An 18300-nucleotide genomic window follows, 5' to 3' on the forward strand; every position below is an offset into this window, starting at 1 on the left:
TTCTGTCCTCATGGTAATCCAGATTGCGCGAGGATAATAGTGCAGAAATGGAAGCGGCACATCAAAATGTGCCGCAGATTTATAAGGGTATTTCTGAGGGTTACATTCGAGGTGGTGCGGTGCTGCCTCTAACGACTAATTTAGCTTCAAGCAGACGCGAACCTGCTTGCACATCGTTGCCCTTCAATAGGTCAAGCATCATCAACATCGCTTGGCGTCCAATCTCATAACGAGGCTGAGAAATAGTGGTTAGTGGTGGATCGCAGTATTGAGCGAATTGGATGTCATCAAAGCCAACAATCGATAGGTCTTGAGGAACACGTAAATCTAGCTTCTTCGCTTCTTGAATCGCACCAATCGCCATCGCATCGTTATGACAGAAGATCGCTGTAGGTTGTTCAGGAAGTGCTAGTAATTGACGAACCGCTTGCGCACCAGCTTCAAAGGTGAAATCGCCCACCGTGCTGTAAGCTGGGTTCATTGATACTCCAGCGCGGCGCAATGCTTGTTGGTAGCCTTGTTGACGGAACTTACATAGGGTTGCAGTCGTTGGCCCAGAGATCTGAGCGATGCGCTTATGACCTAATTGAGCGAGGTAATTCACAGCTTCAAATGCAGAGGTTAGGTTGTCGATGTGAACCGTTGGCAGTTCAAGCTCAGGTGCGAATTCACACGCCATAACCATTGGCGGTAAGTTCTTTTGCTCAGGCTTACTGACATCAAACGGATGATCAGTGCCAAGCAGTAGCATACCGTCTGCTTGTTTTGTGAAGACCAAGTTAACAAATGAAGACTCACGCTTCTTTTGTTGACCACTGTCACCCAGTAGAACGAGGTAGTCATTCTCTACAGCGGCATCTTCGATACCACGAATGATTTCGGCGAAGTAAGGGTCACAGATATCAGGAACGATAGTGATGATGGTTTTTGATTCGTTGCGACGTAAATTTCTAGCTAATGTATTGGGTGAGTATCCAGCTTCAAGTACTGCTGTCTCAACTCGTTTACGAGTAGAAACCGAGACTTTTTCAGGGCTCATCAATGCACGTGATACCGTTGCCGTTGAGACGCCTGCTAGCTGGGCAACATCCTTCATTGTCGCCATAAATTAAACCCTCTTTTAAGTTCCTTTGTCGCCTAAGCATTTAAGGCGTGAATAATTAATACAATCGGATAGATATTATGAAAGTGTTGCTAACACTTTTTTTATTGCAATATTTTATTCGTTTCATCCGTGTAAAGTTACGGCTAGATTAACAAAAATCACATGACTAGTGTGAGGTTGCTCACGAGAAATATGAAATATTTGTGAACAAACTTATCATTAGTTTTAACCCAAGTAGGTTTAGCTTAAATCTTGCGGCTCAATATCGAGTGACCAACGGACTTTTTTTGCAGCAGGTAACATATTAATTGCCGGCTTCGCACTCATTAATAACTTCTGCATTAACGAACGAGTCTGAGTTTGTAGAATCAACTGCCAGCGTGATTTACCCGCTCGCTTGGCCAGTGGCGCTGGGGTGGGGCCTAAAACCATGCAATATTGGTCAAACAAGGGGTGCGATTCTAATGTATGACGAACCTGACGCAAGAACTCTTCCACCAAACGTGTGTCATTGGCTTCCGCTCTAAACAGAGTCATAAAGGTGTAAGGTGGCAGCATCGCTTGTTTACGCTCGGCCAATGCAGTTTGGGCAAAGTGGTTATAGTCTTTGTGGAGTAGTGCTTGCAGCAACCCATGCTCTGGATGGTGAGTTTGTAAGATAACCTCACCCGGCTTACTGGCACGGCCTGCTCGACCAGCGACTTGAGTAAACAGTTGCGCCAACCGTTCAGAGGCGCGGAAGTCACTACTATATAAAGAGGCGTCCACATCCAATAACGCCACAAGTGTCACGTCAGGAAAGTGGTGACCTTTAGCAAGCATCTGTGTACCGATAAGAATTTGGTATTCACCTTTACGAATCGACTCTAGCGCGCTTTCTAAGCTGCCTTTGCGGCGGGTGCTGTCTCGGTCAATACGAATGGTTTTGTATTCAGGGAATAGCTGACCAAGTTGAGCCTCTAACTGTTCGGTACCTACACCCACCGTCACTAAGTTCGCTGAACCACAGCCTTGGCAATTGTGCACGATATGCTGCTGAGAACCACAGTGGTGACAGCGCATCTCATTGCTGTATTGGTGATAGGTGTAGTAGGCATCACAACGCTTACATTCCGCTGTCCAACCACAATCGTGACACATCAATGCGGGAGAGAACCCACGGCGGTTGAGAAACAACATCACTTGGTTGCCCGCTTTGAGGTGTCTTTGCATTTCAGCAATCAAAGAAGCAGACAAGCCACTTTCTAGATATTCACCCTTCACATCCAACACTTTATTGGTGGTCGGCAGCGCGACACCCGCACGTGAGGTCAGGGTGAGGTAACTGTATTTACCGATCTGAGCGTTGTGCAGCGTTTCAAAGGCCGGAGTCGCCGAGCCTAACACAACCGGAATCTGTGCTTTATGAGCACGCATGATCGCGACATCACGAGCGTGGTAGCGTAGGCTATCTTGCTGCTTATAAGAGGCGTCGTGCTCTTCATCGACAATGATAATTCCCAGATCAGCGAACGGCGTGAACAGAGCCGAGCGCGTACCAATCACAATGCCCGCTATTTTGTCACGTGCTGATAACCAAGCATTCAATCGTTCAGAATCGTTTAACCCAGAGTGAATCACCTCAACAGGCACATTAAAACGACGCTTAAAGCGATTAATCGTTTGTGGAGTGAGGCCTATTTCCGGTACCAAGACTAATGCTTGTTTACCTTGCTCGAGAATCGGCTTGATCATATTGAGGTAGACTTCGGTTTTACCTGAGCCGGTAACCCCCTCTAGCAAGAAGCAACTAAAATCGGTTTGGCTATTTACTGTCGCAATCGCGATCGCTTGTTCAGCATTGAGCTTCGGCTTGTCTTGTTCGTTTTCAAGTTCAACGGGCCACGGCTGGCGCTTTGGCTTTTTCTCTACCGACTCAATCCAACCTTTCTCTTCCAAAGTCTTAAGCACCGCGCTGCCTACTTCCTCGTCAATGAACTCTTGATGAGGAACAGGGCCGTGTTCAAGCATGTGCATCACTTTGGCTTGCTTAACCGCACGACCAAAGCCTTGCATCAGTTGATCTCTGCCTGATGGGGTCAATTGCCACTCGACAAGCGTTGCGAAGTCGGCAGCTTTGCCTTTTCGTAAAGCGCTTGGTAGAGCATTAGCCAAGGTTTCACCCAGTGGATACTGATAGAACTGGCTGCACCATACCAAGAGTGAGTAGACCGATTCTGGCCAAACAGGTTGGTTGTCTAATAAGGCTTTAATGGGCTTGAGCTTGTCTAGATCGAATTCAGATTCGTTAACCAGAGCTGTAACAATACCTGTTAAGGTTTGTCGTCCAAAAGGCACAGAGACTCGTCCACCAATAATCGGGAATAGGTGGTTAGGAATCTTGTAATCGAACTGCTTGTCTAGTGGAACAGGCAGTGCCACGCGGGCAATCATTGGACGCATAAAGGGACAGCTTTATCTGAGTTGACGAGAGCGAACAGTCTAATGGATAAGGGCGTTAAATTCGAGGAGCAGTTTGGATGAGAGTATCGAGTTAACGCAGGAAGATAACGAGAGCCCGAAATCTCAGGCCGACAAAGGAAATAAAAGAGGCTATTGGTGAAAAATGTATCAAATCAGTTGATCCTGCCTTATAGATTCATTACTATACTGCGCCTTAAAGGTATGGCTTTATCGCAGTTTAGTGATGCAGCGGTGTCTTTATTTTATTTTTTAACTACGTGTGGTGTACGGCTTAGAATCGTATAGCGACACGGCCTACTTGAGGTTATCCCATGAAAACTGGTATCCACCCAGAATACAAAGCAGTTTCTGCAACTTGTTCTTGCGGCAACACATTTGAGTTCAACTCAACGCTTGCAAAAGAATCTATCCACCTAGACGTATGTGACAAATGTCACCCATTCTACACTGGTAAGCAACGTATCGTAGATACTGGCGGCCGTGTTGATCGCTTCAACAAGCGTTTCGGTGCTCTTTCTAGCAAGAAGTAATTCTCGCTATTTAGACATAAAAAGGACACTTCGGTGTCCTTTTTTGTTGCCTGAAATTTAAGAAAATGCTGAATCATATTCAACCATCAACTTCTCGAAAACGACAGGCAAACCGCTTGAGTTTTGTTTCATAACTTACACCCAATACTCCATTCTCGAAATCCGCTCGAAAGTTCAACAAGCGACAGTAATTTCAACTGCTCACTGGTCTTATTAGTAGTGAAATCTCGTTTTTTAATGAGACAGAGGCTTTAACCACCTAGGAACTTTGAAGTACATCTATTAACATGAACAAGATCCCCCAAATAATAATATCCTAGGAACCTACACCTATGTCTGAAGACAGCCGCCAAGATCAATCCTCTCAAGCGTTATCGCCTCAAGAACAATTCCGTCAGCAAGCTCTTGATTACCATGAGTTCCCAATTCCAGGCAAAATAGCCGTAGCACTGACGAAGCCTGCAAACTCTGCAGAAGACCTAGCACTTGCATACAGCCCAGGCGTGGCTGAGCCTGTTCGCGAGATCGCACAGAACGTTGATAACGTTTATAAGTACACAGGTAAAGGCAACATGGTTGCAGTTATCTCTAACGGTACAGCGATTCTTGGTCTAGGTAACCTTGGCCCTATTGCTTCTAAACCTGTTATGGAAGGTAAAGCGCTACTGTTTAAGCGTTTTGCTGGTTTAGATTCTATCGATATTGAAGTGAAACACCGCACAATCGATGAGTTCGTTGATACGGTTGCGAATATCGCAGATACATTCGGCGGTATTAACCTAGAAGACATCAAAGCACCTGACTGTTTTGAGATTGAGCGTCGCCTGATTGAGCGTTGTGATGTCCCTGTTTTTCACGATGACCAACACGGTACAGCGATTGTAACGGCTGCAGGTATGCTGAACGCGATTGAGCTTCAAGGTAAGAAGCTTGAAGAGTGTAAGATCGTTTGTTTAGGTGCTGGCGCAGCGGCGGTTGCTTGTATGGAACTGCTGATCAAGTGTGGCGCTCAGCGTGAGAAGATTTACATGCTTGACCGTAAAGGTGTAATCCACACTCGTCGTGAAGACCTGAATGAATACAAAGCGCTATTCGCAAATAACACGGACAAGCGCACGCTTGAAGATGTTATCGAAGGCGCTGACTTGTTCTTGGGCGTATCTGGTCCTAATCTGTTACCAGCTAAAGCACTTACGCTGATGGCTGATAAGCCAGTTGTGTTTGCATGTTCAAACCCAGATCCAGAGATCAAGCCAGAGCTTGCTCATGAAGTTCGTTCTGACCTTATCATGGGTACAGGCCGTAGCGATTACCCGAACCAAGTAAACAACGTACTTTGTTTCCCATTCATTTTCCGTGGTGCGCTTGATGTACGTGCGAGCGAAATCAATGATGAGATGAAGCTGGCTGCGGTTAAAGCGATTCGTGAACTAGCGAAAGAAGAAGTTCCGGCTGAAGTACTCGCTGCTGCAGGTGAGACTGCACTGGAGTTTGGTAAAGGCTACATCATTCCTAAGCCAATGGACCCACGTCTACTTCCTCGCGTAGCAAAAGCGGTTGCAGTAGCGGCCGTTGAATCTGGCGTAGCTCGTATTGAGATGCCTGCTAACTATATGGCTTAATGGCTTAATGGCTTAATAGCTTAATAGCTTAATAGCGGTTGCTCTATTGAGCGAAAAAGAATAATAAAAAACCGACTCATAGGAGTCGGTTTTTTTATGTCTATCATTCACTGAGCAGCTACCGGTAACGTAGTGGGTGATGCGACAAATAAGGTTCAGCTATAGCGAATCAATATTGAAGGCAGTGACTGAGTTGTTTTTATTCTTCGTCAAACGCTTCGAATTCGATACCCATCTCTGTCATCAGCTTTTTCACTTCAGTCGGGATGTCGTCTGGACGGTCTTTACGGAGATCTTCATCCGTTGGCAGTGGTTGGCCTGTGTACGCATGTAGAAAGGCTTCGCACAGTAGCTCACTGTTTGTTGCATGGCGTAGGTTATTAATCTGGCGGCGAGTGCGCTCGTCAGTAAGAACCTTTAACACTTTTAGAGGGATAGAAACTGTAATTTTTTTTACTTGTTCGCTTTTCTTTCCATGCTCAGCATATGGGCTTATGTATTCACCATTCCAGTCGGCCATTGCGTACCTTCATCACTTTAGTTGTTAGAATAAATTAATAGTGGTGATTTTAGCGGGATTTACCGCCATAAGCAAAGACATATAGACGTCCAGAAGTGTTGACGTCTCACATTTATGAAAGTAAAGTGAATAACATATATCTAACACAGCCGCAGAATGCCGACAAGCCGCTGTGATTCTCAGACGCAAAACTTGTAAGGAAGCACCTATGAGCAGCCGGAAGCCAGCAACAATCGCAGTACGTACTGGTATCGAGTCAGACACGCAACACCATGCCGTTGTCCCACCCATTTATCTTTCGACTAACTATGGGTTTCCCGCTTTTGGTGAAGTGCCAAAGTACGATTACACCCGTTCTGGTAACCCAAATCGTGGTTTATTAGAAACGGCATTGTTTGAGCTTGAATCTGGCAAAGGTGCAGTGGTGACTAACTGCGGCACTTCGGCACTTAACTTGTGGGTATCCGCTTTCTTAGGCGGTGATGATCTTATTATCGCACCACACGACTGCTACGGTGGTACTTACCGCCTGTTTAATACCCGCTCGTTAAAAGGTGACTTCAAGGTTTTGTTCGTTGATCAATCGGATCAAGCAGCGTTGGATGCGGCGATCGCGCTCAAGCCAAAGTTGATCTTAATAGAAACGCCATCGAACCCGTTGGTTCGTGTGGTTGATATTGCAGAGACTTGCCGTAAAGCGAAAGAGGTAGGTGCTCTGGTTGCTGTCGATAACACGTTTTTGACGCCTGTGTTCCAAAAGCCTTTAGAGCTGGGTGCTGATTTTGTTATCCACTCAACCACCAAATACATCAACGGACACTCAGATGTTATTGGTGGCGTTGTAGTGACGAAAACTGAAGAGCACGCTGAAGAGCTTGCATGGTGGGGCAACTGTATTGGTGCGACCGGCACACCATTTGATAGTTACATGACTCTACGTGGTATTCGTACGCTAGGTGCGCGTATGCGTGTTCACGAAGAGAGTTCACGTGAAATTCTGACGGCGCTGCAACAACAAGATCTGGTGGGCACTATTTACCACCCAAGCCTTCCTGAACACCCAGGTCACGAGATCGCGAAGAAACAGCAGTTGGGCTTTGGTTCCATGTTGAGCTTTGAGTTTGCGGGCTCTTTTGAAGCACTTAAATATTTTGTAGATAAGTTAGAGTTATTTTCTTTGGCTGAATCACTGGGTGGTGTTGAAAGCCTGATTTGTCACCCTGCGTCGATGACTCACCGTGCGATGGGCGAAGAAGCATTGGCAGAAGCGGGTGTTTCTCAACAATTACTGCGCCTTTCTGTTGGCCTTGAAGATGCGGAAGACCTAATCGACGATCTCAAGCAAGCGTTTGAAAAAACACAACGCTTTATTGCTGAAGGGGAGGCTTAATAATGGCAACCTTTCGCCAGCTACATAAATTTGGTGGCAGCAGTTTAGCGAACCCTGAATGTTACCAACGCGTGGTCAACATTCTTAGAGAATACTCATCAGCGACGGATTTGGTGGTGGTATCGGCCGCAGGCAAAACAACCAACCGCTTAATTGAGTTTGTCGAAGCGCTCGACAAAGATGGTCGTATTGCTCATGAATGCCTGCAAACCCTTCGTCAGTTTCAACTTGAACTGATTGAGGCTCTGCTTGAAGGTGAAGCCGCCTCGCAACTAACGGCAACCATCCAACAAGAATTTACCGCTTTGGGTGAGCTAACGGCTCCCTTGAGTGAAGCACAAAAAGCACAAGTACTGGGTCATGGTGAGGTTTGGTCTTCACGTTTGTTGGCGACGTTGTTGTGCCAGCATGACTTACAAGCAGTTGCTCAAGATGCACGTGCCTTTTTACGTGCAGAAGCGGGTGCTCAACCTGAAGTTGACCGTGCACGCTCTTATCCTCTGATTAAAGAAGCCTTGGCGCAGCATGCACATTGTCGCGTGGTAATTACTGGCTTTATGGCTCAGAACTGCGAAGGCGAAACGGTGCTGCTTGGGCGTAACGGTTCGGATTACTCTGCAACTGTTATTGGTGCTCTAGCTGAAGTTGAACGCGTGACAATCTGGAGTGATGTGGCGGGCGTATACAGCGCAGATCCTCGTTTGGTTTCGGATGCGTGTTTATTACCTCTGCTTCGCCTTGATGAAGCCAGTGAATTAGCTCGTCTTGCGGCTCCAGTGCTACACAGTCGAACGCTACAGCCTGTCGCTCAAAGTGCCATGGATCTCAGCTTGCGCTGCAGCTACCAGCCGGAGGCAGGCTCTACACAGATAGAGCGAGTACTGGCATCGGGGCGTGGTGCAAAAATCATTACCTCTTTGGATGAAGTTCTTATCGTGCAACTGACCTTTGGTCACGGCCATGATTTCGACCGTCTGGAGAGTGAAGTCCTTGAAGGGCTTAAGCGTGCTCAATTAGAGCCGCTTGCTTATGAATTAGAACCAGATCAACACTGCTTGCGCCTTGCTTACACGGAAGAGATCGCTGGTGGTGCATTAGAATATCTACAAGACCACGCGATTGAAGCTGAGATTAAACTGAAAGAAGGTTTTTCTCTGATTGCTGCTGTGGGGGCGGGTGTGACTAAGAACCCGAACCATTGCTACGGTTTCTACCAACAGCTCAAGAGCTCGCCAGTGGAGTTCATCTCAGAAGCGAGCTCAGGCTTAAGCTTGGTGGCCGTGATTCGTAAGAGTGAAACATCAAGCCTAGTGAAAGGCATTCACTCTCAACTGTTCCAAGCTCAGAAGCGTGTTGCGATTGCCTTGTGTGGTAAGGGTAACATTGGCTCAAGTTGGTTAAGCCTGTTTTCCGAGCAAAAAGCGGAACTTGAAAAGCGTCGTGGGATGAACTTTGAATTGGTTGCGGTGGTTGATAGCCAAACCTATTGGTTCGACGATCAAGGCATTGATGCGACTTCAGTTGGTAAACGTTTTGATGATGAAGCGATTGCCAACAATGGTAACGACTGGCTAGAGCGTTTAGGTTCTATTCAGGGTTACGATGAAGCAGTAGTACTCGATGTCACTGCTAGCCCAGTGCTTGCTGCAAAGTATCTGCAAATTGCACAACAAGGTATCCACCTGATCTCGGCTAACAAGGTGGCAGGATCTGCATCGAGCGAGTATTACCATCAGGTACAAGATGCTTTCGCTAAGATCAGCCGTCATTGGTTGTACAACGCGACAGTGGGTGCAGGCTTACCTATCAACCACACAGTACGAGACCTGCGTGAGAGCGGTGACGATATCATTGCGCTGTCTGGTATTTTCTCTGGCACTTTATCTTGGTTGTTTCAACAGTTTGATGGCACGGTGCCATTCAGCGAGCTGGTTGATTTAGCGTGGCAACAAGGCCTGACGGAACCGGACCCGCGTGCTGACCTAGATGGCTCAGACGTGATGCGTAAACTGGTGATTCTGGCGCGTGAATCCGGTTTGGATATCGAACCTGAAAACGTAAAAGTGGAATCGCTCGTACCTGCAGAGCTGCAAGATCTATCAGTGGATGACTTCTTCGATAAAGCTTCTGTTCTAAGCGAAGAGTTAGCTGAGCGTTTGGAAAAAGCGCACTCTCAACAAAAGGTTCTACGTTACGTAGCGCGTTTGGAGAAGAATGGTAAAGCAACCGTAGGCGTTGAAGCACTATCGAAAGAGCACGCACTGGCGAACTTACTGCCCTGCGATAATATCTTTGCGATTGAGAGTAAATGGTACAAAGATAATCCATTAGTTATCCGTGGCCCAGGTGCAGGACGTGAAGTCACTGCTGGTGCAATTCAATCTGACTTAAACAGAATGTCTAGCCTGTTTTGATTTTCAGATCGGTTGGTTTAGTGTCTAAATAGCATACTATTCACTAAGATAAATAAGGCTGAAAGCACGATGTGTTTGTCAGCCTTTTTTCTACATTATTTCTGCTTTGCGACCCATCTAACGACTTGAGTTTTACTCACGATCTACTTGAGAAAAATTCATAATGGATCTGTTGACATTAAATCGTATTCAATACATTCTACAGACATATAGACGTCTAAACGTCGTTTAAGGATTTGAGTTTTAGTGGTTGCTTTTGCCACAGGGAGAGTAAGATGGGATACACACACGCTAGTCATATCGACGCTTTAAATCAGAATATCGCTGAGCTTTCTGACAACATCAATGTGTCATTTGAGTTTTTTCCACCAAGCAGTGAGAAGATGGAAGAGACCTTGTGGAACTCTGTTCACCGTCTTAAAACACTTCAACCAAAATTTGTATCGGTAACTTACGGTGCAAACTCGGGCGAACGTGACCGTACCCACTCAATCATTAAAGAAATTAAGAACCAAACTGGCCTAGTGGCAGCGCCACACCTAACGTGTATTGATGCGAGTCGCGAAGAGCTGATTCAAATTGCCGACGATTACTGGGCGAATGGTATCGAGAGTATTGTTGCGCTGCGTGGTGACATTCCAGCAGGCGGCGGCGCGCCAGAGATGTACGCATCTGATCTAGTCGAGCTACTTAAATCTCGCCACGATTTTGATATCTCAGTAGCGGCATTCCCTGAGGTTCACCCTGAAGCAAAAAGCGCTCAATCTGATCTTATTAACCTAAAGCGTAAAGTGGATGCGGGCGCGAACCGTGCTATTACGCAATTCTTCTTCGATGTAGAAAGCTACCTACGTTTCCGTGACCGTTGTGTAGCGGCAGGTGTGGATGTTGAGATTGTACCGGGTATCTTGCCAGTCTCTAACTTCAAGCAAGCGTCTCGTTTCGCTGCGATGAATAACGTAAAAGTACCGGGCTGGATGGCGAAGCAATTCGAAGGCTTGGATGATGATCCAACGACCCGCCAGTTAGTCGGTGCGAGCCAAGCGATCGATATGGTTCGTACGCTGAGCCGTGAAGGTGTGAAAGACTTCCACTTCTACACGCTAAACCGTGCAGAAATGACCTACGCACTTTGCCATACTCTAGGTGTTCGCCCACAAGTTGCTGCGCTGTAATTAAGCTTCAGCCTTGTTAAAGCGCTATTTGCTGTAAATCTCAAGTCCGATAGATACAAAAAAGGCTTGGACTCTAAGAGTTCAAGCCTTTTGCTTTTCTAGCGTCTAGCTTAACTTAAGCAAGAGCACCAAGTTCAAGCAGTACTTCGTCCGCCCAAACAATCCATGCTTCACGGATAAGTAGGTTACGACGAAGCGTTAAACGCTCAAGGCGTGCTTGCTTGTCTAGTGTAGATGGCGTTGCGTAGTACGCTGCTTCAATTTCTTTGTAGTGAGAAACCAGTTTGCGAGACTCTTCAACTAGCTCAGCAAGTTGTACACGGTAAGCGTCAGCAGGTTGTACAGCACAAGCCATTAGCTTAGCTGAGAACTCGTCACGAACGGTTGGGTGTGCAGTTGGTTGTTCAAACCATTCACCTAGCGCGCTGCGGCCTGCGTCAGTGATAGAGTAAACTTTACGATCAGGTTTGCCTTCTTGAGGCTCAAGCACGCAAGTTACCTGGTCGTTCTGAGCCATTTTATTTAGCTCGCGGTAAACTTGTTGGTGGCTAGCTTTCCAGAAGTAACCAATGCTTGAAGAGAATTCTTTTGTGATATCGTAACCAGTAGCATCGCGTGTACTTAAAACGGTTAGAATTACGTGTGGTAATGACATGTCTGAAATCCAAATGGTAAACAGTAAACAAATACTTAGACAACAAGTGTGCTTCTAATGGCACGTTATATTGGTTATGTCTAAGTAGCACCAACTCGGCGGTTGGTTATGTCACCTTACAAAGCCGTTTATCACCTAGGTTGACCAGTTTATAGGTCAAGTTGCTGCAGATTATTTTTTTGGAGTGTTTCCGCAGCGGAGCAGTAGTATATCTAAATAATAAGCATAAAGTAGAATACATGGACAAAATAACCCAAAAAACTGACAAAATACTTACTAGTGGTTATCTGGTGAAATAAAAAGGCCACACATGGCGACCTTTTGTTCTCTTTGTAGATGTAAATGCTGATTAAGTTATAGTAGGAATCACTAATTAACCAGTATTTCGCATACCTGCTGCAATACCTGCAATCGTCACCATTAGTGCTTCTTCTAGCTCTGCTGGTGGTGTTTCACACTTACGAGTACGGTAAAGCAGTTCTGCTTGAAGCATGTTTAGTGGCTCAACATAGATGTTACGTAGACGAATTGACTCAAGTCCCCAAGGGTCACTCTGCATCAGGTTCTCGTTGTTCTCTACATTTAGTACCGCTTTGATGTCTTTTTGCAGCTGTTCACGCAGTAACTCACCTAATGGCAGTAGTTCTTTATCAACAAGACGCTGGTCGTAGTACTTCGCAATTTCCATGTTGCACTTAGAGTACACCATTTCCAACATACCTAGACGAGTAGAGAAGAATGGCCATTCACGACACATCTCTTCAAGTAGCGCTTGATGGCCTTGATCGACTGAGTATTGGATAGCTTCACCTGCACCTAACCATGCTGGAAGTACCAAACGGTTTTGGCTCCAAGAGAAGATCCATGGAATCGCACGTAAGCTTTCTACGCCACCGTTCGGGTTACGTTTTGCTGGGCGAGAACCGAGTGGCAGTTTGCCGAGCTCTAGCTCTGGTGTCGCTTGACGGAAGTAAGGTACAAATTTCTCTTCGCCACGAACTACGTTGCGGTAAGCCTCACAAGAAACTTGAGAAAGCACTTCCATTAGGTCGCGCCACTCTTGCTTTGGTTCTGGTGGCGGCAGAAGGTTCGCTTCTAGAATCGCACTTGCGTACAGATTGAAACTGTTTACGGCAACATCTGGTAAGCCAAGCTTAAAGCGGATCATCTCGCCTTGTTCTGTTACACGTAAGCCGCCTTTCAAGCTCTTAGGTGGCTGAGAAAGTAGGGCTGCGTGCGCTGGAGCACCACCACGACCAACCGTACCACCACGACCGTGGAATAGAGTCAGTTCAATGCTTTCTTCTTCACAAACCTTAACCAGTTTGTCCATTGCGTCGTATTGCGCCCAACCTGCAGACATTACGCCAGCATCTTTTGCTGAGTCAGAGTATCCGATCATCACCATTTGATGGTTCTGGATAAAGCCACGGTATAAATCGATGCTCATCAGCTGTTTCATTACTGCTTCTGAGTTGTTCAAGTCGTCCAGCGTTTCGAACAATGGACATACGTCCATGCGGTACGGGCAACCACATTCTTGCAGCAGCAAGTGAACAGCCAGCACATCCGATGCTGTACGAGCCATAGAAATTACGTAAGCACCAAAGGCTTCGCGAGGTTGAGCAGCAACGACCTTACAAGTGTCTAAAACCTCTTTGACTTGTTCAGATGGCTCCCAGTCGCGCGGTAGCAGTGGGCGTTTTGAGCTTAATTCATTGGTTAAGAAAGCAATCTTGTCTTGCTCGTTCCACTGGTCGTAATCGCCAATGCCTAGGTAGCGAGTCAGTTCAGATAGGACATCTGAGTGACGTGTACTTTCTTGACGAACATCGAGACGAACCAAGTGCACACCGAATGCTTTTAGGCGGCGCAGGGTATCAAGTAGAGAACCGTCTGCGATGACGCCCATGCCACATTCGTGCAGCGATTGGTAACACGCGTAAAGCGGTGTCCAAAGTTGGTCGATATTCTGTAGTGTTTCTTTCTTCGGTACTTCGGCATCATGCAGTTTTGCGTCAAGCACTTCTAGCGTGTTGTTCAGCAGAGTGCGTAGGCTCTTAAGGATTGCACGGTAAGCTTCGTGCTCATCGCCAGCCAATTCACGAACGGCATCATTACACTTCGTCATCGACAGTTCGGTAATCAGCTCGTTCACGTCACCTAGGTACAGATCAGCGGCTTTCCAGCGAGATAGGCGCAGTACTTCTTTGGTGATGGTGTGCGTTACGAATGGGTTACCATCGCGGTCGCCACCCATCCAAGATGAGAAGTGAACCGGGCGCGCATCGATTGGTAGGCCCTCACCAAGGTAACCTTTTAGTCGGCCATCCATATCACGTAGGAAATCAGGCACGGCTTCCCATAGAGAGTTTTCTACAACCGCAAAGCCCCACTTAGCTTCATCAAGTGGTGTCGGGCGTTGCTGACGAATCACATCAGAGTGCCAACCTTGAGCGATAAGCTGCTCTAGGCGACGTTCGGTTTTCACGCGTTCTTTGTGTGATAGGTCGCTTAATTCTAATTTAGACAGACACTCGTTGATCTTAACCAGTTTGTTGATCATGGTTCGACGAGTGATTTCTGTTGGGTGAGCGGTCAAAACGAGTTCAATGTTCAGGTCACGAACGGCTTGAGCCGCGTCTAGCTTGCTGATGTCATTTTGATTTAATTTAGAAAATAGAGATTGCAGCACGTCTGGTTCGCAAACATGCTCCTCACAGTGGCGAGAGATTGTGTGGTATTGCTCTGCCATGTTGGTGAGGTTAAGAAATTGGTTAAATGCACGAGCAACAGGAGTGAGTTGTTCGTTCGGCAGGTTTTTGATTTCTTCAACTAGGCTGTCACGGTCAGCTTTGTTGCCTGCGCGGGCGGATTTGGAAAGTTTACGGATAGTCTCCACTTTCTCTAAGATAACGTCACCATGTGCATCTTGGATTGTGTTACCTAGCAAGCGTCCCAGCATGCTTACGTTACTCTTGAGAGCGGCGTATTTCTCGTTCATTGTCATCCTGCCTCGTAAAAAAATTACATCCATTGTTCCTTGTTAAGTACACAATCTAGCGAAAAGTGCTGTATCTAGTCAAATAAAGCATTCTAAGTTTGCAATTATTAGGTTTAAAAATGCGGGAGAAGTAAATTTTTCAAAACTTAGAGAAAAAGTGAAATTTAATTACAAGATCAGGCTGTGTCAGGGATAACAGAATAAAAGCCACCTTTTTGGGTGGCTTATATACGAAAATATTGGAAAGGAAGTAATAACTAGAAACAATATTTACGAATAGATTTACTCAGAACATCAATTGTTGGGTCAATAAAATCGAAGCTTAAGAACTCATCCGGTTGGTGAGCTTGGTCAATTGAGCCTGGACCTAACACCAAGGTTGGACATAACTCTTGAAGGAAAGGTGCTTCAGTACAGTAGTTCACGGTTTGCGATTCAATTTCACAAACTGATTCCATGCCACCAATAAATGGATGGTCGTGCTGGCACTCATAACCCGGGATTGGCTCATGCAGGGGAGTAATCTCAATTCTGCCCGGCCATTTTGCTTCTACTTCTTTAAGCGCGCTACGCAGCATGTTATCCAAGCCATCTAAGCTAATGCCCGGTAAAGGACGAACATCATAGTGCAGCTCACAACACCCACAGATACGGTTGGCGCTGTCGCCACCGTGGATATGACCAAGGTTTAGGGTCGGGCTTGGAATTGCAAAACCCGGGTGATGGTACTCCTTGACTAGCTTGTCACGCAGCTGCATTAAAGCAAACAGCACTTCATGCATGATCTCAATGGCGTTGACGCCTAATGCCGGGTCAGAAGAGTGGCCTGACTTACCCGTTACTCTCACGGCATTGGCAACATGGCCTTTATGACCACGAATCGGCACGAGGCTGGTTGGCTCACCAATGATGCAGTAATCCGGTTTAAACGGCGCATTCTCAGTGAAATGACGAGCACCCAACATAGTGGTTTCTTCGTCACAGGTTGCTAATACATAGAGCGGCTTGGTCTGTTTGCTCCAATCCATCTTCTTCGCGGCTTCATAAACGAAAGCGAAAAAGCCTTTCATATCGGCCGTGCCTAATCCGTAGAAGCGGTTGTTGTGTTCTGTTAGTGCGTGAGGATCGAAATTCCAACGTCCTTCATCGAATGGCACCGTATCGCTGTGTCCTGCAAGCAATAAGCCGCCTTCTCCAGAACCCATCTTTGCGACCATATTATGCTTGCCGGGTTCGATCTCTACCACCTCAACACTAAAGCCTACGTCTTTAAACCATTGAGCCATTTTTTCGATCACTTTCTCGTTGCCATGATCCCAGCTTGGATCGGTTGAGCTAATGGAGTCGGTGGAAATTAGGCCTTTATAGACCTCAAGAAAACTCGGTAATTGCATAATAACTTCACTTCTACTATTGACAGGAAAACCATAAGTCGGTAAAACACATATTAAATCATATTTAATGCATAAGAAATCAAATAAAGCTAAAAATTAAGTATGAATAGTCAAATTTGAAATGTAACTTACCTCAAGAATGGATGTGTTGAGATGTTGAAAACCACGGTCATTGGCGCAAGCGGCTACACAGGAGCAGAACTGGCTCTAATGATAAACAGACACCCTGAGCTCACGCTATCAGGTTTATATGTCTCAGCCAATAGTGTAGATGCAGGCAAACCTATCGCTGCACTGCACGGTAAGTTAGCTGGCCTGATTGATATGCCAGTGCAACCTTTAACGAATCCAGAAGAAGTGGCTAAACAGTCTGATGTGATTTTCTTAGCCACTGCACACGAGGTAAGTCACGACCTAGCGCCAATCTTCCTTGAGAACGATTGCCAAGTGTTCGACCTGTCGGGTGCATTCAGAGTTAAAGGCGAAAACTTCTATCAAGAGTTTTACGGTTTTGAACATCAACACGAACAATGGCTAGACAAAGCTGCTTACGGTTTAGCTGAATGGAACGAACAAGAAATCAAAGAGGCTCAGCTTGTTGCAGTCGCGGGTTGTTACCCAACAGCTTCTCAATTAGCGATTAAGCCTTTGGTTGAAGCAAAGCTACTTGATACAAACCAATGGCCAGTGATTAACGCGACCAGTGGTGTTACTGGAGCAGGCCGCAAGGCGAGTATGGTCAACAGCTTCTGCGAAGTAAGCCTGCAAGCTTATGGTGTATTCAACCATCGTCATCAACCTGAAATGGCTGTACATCTAGGATGTGATGTGATTTTCACCCCACACCTAGGCAACTTTAAGCGTGGCATTTTAGCGACCATTACCATGAAACTAGCTGACGGTGTGACAGAACAACAGATACAAGAAGCCTTCGAGCAAGCTTATCAAGGTAAACCAGCTGTGAGATTACTCGAAGAAACATTGCCAAGAATTCAAGATGTAGAACAAACACCTTTCTGCGATTTAGGTTGGAAGGTACAAGGTCAGCACATCATCGTTGTTTCAGCGATTGATAACTTATTAAAGGGTGCATCTAGTCAAGCGATGCAGTGTTTGAATTTACGTTATGGTTTTGCACCATTAACTGCGTTAGTGTAAGGAAATCTAGATATGAGCCTTAATAATCAACCATTAATCATAAAGTTAGGTGGCGCTGCGCTATCTTGTGGTGAAACACTTAGCAAGTTATTTGGTGCGATTTCAGCTTACCAACAGCAGGCACAGCGACCAATCGTGATTGTTCACGGCGGTGGTTACCTTGTTGATGATTTGATGAATAAGTTGAACCTTGAAACCGTTAAGAAAGAAGGGCTACGTGTTACTCCTTATGATCAGATTCCTTTGATCGCTGGTGCGCTAGCGGGCACGGCCAACAAATTGCTTCAAGGTCAGGCGATTAAAGACGGTATCAACGCTGTTGGTTTGAGCCTAGCTGATGGTGGTCTATGTAAAGTCAGCGAGCTGAACCCTGAATTAGGTGCAGTAGGTAAAGCTGAGCCGGGCGACTCAACCGTCCTGCAAGCCATTCTTAATGCTGGCGCACTGCCAATCATTAGCTCGATTGGTTTGACTGAGCAAGGCCAACTGATGAACGTCAATGCAGACCAAGCTGCTGTAGCTGTAGCTGGCGCGCTTGATGCTGAACTGGTACTGCTTTCTGATGTCAGTGGTGTATTGGATGGTAAAGGCCACCTGATTCCAAGCCTTAATCAGCAACAAGCCGATGACCTTATTAAAGGTAAAGTCATTACTGACGGCATGATCGTTAAGGTCAAAGCCGCATTAGAAGCGGCTAACGACCTTGGACGACCAATCGAAGTCGCCACTTGGCGATACCCAGACAAACTGACACAACTTTTTTCAGGTAAAAGCATAGGAACACAGTTTTTACCTCAGTAGGCCTCACAACGAGTCACTACTTAAAGAATTTAGACAAATAAATTTAAATAATAACTATTAAAGTCATTT

Annotated in this window: 13 protein-coding genes; 7 read left to right on the forward strand and 6 right to left on the reverse strand. The window is 46.1% G+C overall.

What is annotated here, in order from left to right:
- Nucleotides 1-100: 100 nt before the first annotated feature.
- A complete protein-coding gene (gene cytR, locus AC3CHU_RS01135) occupies nt 101-1105 on the reverse strand; it encodes a DNA-binding transcriptional regulator CytR (protein ID WP_488524956.1) in 1005 nt (334 codons plus the stop codon).
- A gap of 240 nt (nt 1106-1345) precedes the next feature.
- Nucleotides 1346-3547: a primosomal protein N' gene (priA, locus tag AC3CHU_RS01140; protein WP_054548227.1), complete on the reverse strand. Its 2202-nt coding sequence runs from the start codon at nt 3545-3547 to the stop codon at nt 1346-1348.
- A gap of 332 nt (nt 3548-3879) precedes the next feature.
- Here priA and rpmE point away from each other — a divergent pair, with 332 nt between their 5' ends.
- Both rpmE and AC3CHU_RS01150 read left to right on the forward strand, forming a co-directional pair.
- On the forward strand, nt 3880-4098 hold the full coding sequence (gene rpmE / locus AC3CHU_RS01145; protein ID WP_004729688.1) for a 50S ribosomal protein L31: 219 nt from the start codon (nt 3880-3882) through the stop codon (nt 4096-4098).
- Nucleotides 4099-4430: 332 nt separating this feature from the next.
- Nucleotides 4431-5720: a malic enzyme-like NAD(P)-binding protein gene (locus AC3CHU_RS01150; RefSeq protein ID WP_054548226.1), complete on the forward strand. Its 1290-nt coding sequence runs from the start codon at nt 4431-4433 to the stop codon at nt 5718-5720.
- Between the two features lie 199 nt (nt 5721-5919).
- Here the strand turns inward: AC3CHU_RS01150 and metJ are convergent, their stop codons facing one another.
- The gene (gene metJ, locus AC3CHU_RS01155; protein ID WP_004729686.1) at nt 5920-6240 is read right to left on the reverse strand and encodes a met regulon transcriptional regulator MetJ; all 321 of its coding nucleotides are present in this window, start codon (nt 6238-6240) and stop codon (nt 5920-5922) included.
- A gap of 208 nt (nt 6241-6448) precedes the next feature.
- On the opposite strand from metJ, the gene AC3CHU_RS01160 reads away from it, so the two are divergent.
- The 3 genes from AC3CHU_RS01160 to metF all read left to right on the forward strand — a co-directional run bounded on the left by AC3CHU_RS01160 (nt 6449) and on the right by metF (nt 11219).
- Nucleotides 6449-7630: an O-succinylhomoserine (thiol)-lyase gene (locus AC3CHU_RS01160; RefSeq protein ID WP_029224093.1), complete on the forward strand. Its 1182-nt coding sequence runs from the start codon at nt 6449-6451 to the stop codon at nt 7628-7630.
- Nucleotides 7631-7632: 2 nt separating this feature from the next.
- Nucleotides 7633-10044, forward strand: a complete 2412-nt coding sequence (locus AC3CHU_RS01165) for a bifunctional aspartate kinase/homoserine dehydrogenase II (RefSeq protein WP_473576382.1) — start codon at nt 7633-7635, stop codon at nt 10042-10044.
- Between the two features lie 275 nt (nt 10045-10319).
- The gene (metF, locus tag AC3CHU_RS01170) at nt 10320-11219 is read left to right on the forward strand and encodes a methylenetetrahydrofolate reductase (RefSeq protein ID WP_004729683.1); all 900 of its coding nucleotides are present in this window, start codon (nt 10320-10322) and stop codon (nt 11217-11219) included.
- Nucleotides 11220-11334: 115 nt separating this feature from the next.
- Here metF and AC3CHU_RS01175 read toward each other — a convergent pair whose 3' ends face one another.
- From AC3CHU_RS01175 to argE, 3 genes are all read right to left on the reverse strand, one after another.
- On the reverse strand, nt 11335-11874 hold the full coding sequence (locus tag AC3CHU_RS01175; protein WP_065207413.1) for a PadR family transcriptional regulator: 540 nt from the start codon (nt 11872-11874) through the stop codon (nt 11335-11337).
- 373 nt (nt 11875-12247) lie between these two features.
- A complete protein-coding gene (ppc, locus tag AC3CHU_RS01180; protein ID WP_488524957.1) occupies nt 12248-14884 on the reverse strand; it encodes a phosphoenolpyruvate carboxylase in 2637 nt (878 codons plus the stop codon).
- 251 nt (nt 14885-15135) lie between these two features.
- The gene (gene argE / locus AC3CHU_RS01185; protein WP_372232576.1) at nt 15136-16272 is read right to left on the reverse strand and encodes an acetylornithine deacetylase; all 1137 of its coding nucleotides are present in this window, start codon (nt 16270-16272) and stop codon (nt 15136-15138) included.
- 153 nt (nt 16273-16425) lie between these two features.
- Here argE and argC point away from each other — a divergent pair, with 153 nt between their 5' ends.
- Together argC and argB are read left to right on the forward strand one after the other, a co-directional pair.
- Nucleotides 16426-17430 carry an N-acetyl-gamma-glutamyl-phosphate reductase gene (argC, locus tag AC3CHU_RS01190; protein ID WP_372244121.1) on the forward strand — a complete coding sequence of 335 codons (1005 nt, stop codon included), beginning with the start codon at nt 16426-16428 and terminating at the stop codon, nt 17428-17430.
- A gap of 12 nt (nt 17431-17442) precedes the next feature.
- On the forward strand, nt 17443-18231 hold the full coding sequence (gene argB, locus AC3CHU_RS01195) for an acetylglutamate kinase (protein WP_102498696.1): 789 nt from the start codon (nt 17443-17445) through the stop codon (nt 18229-18231).
- The last annotated feature ends 69 nt before the right edge of the window (nt 18232-18300 follow it).

The sequence above is a fragment of the Vibrio sp. QJM3NY_39 genome (assembly GCF_057785895.1).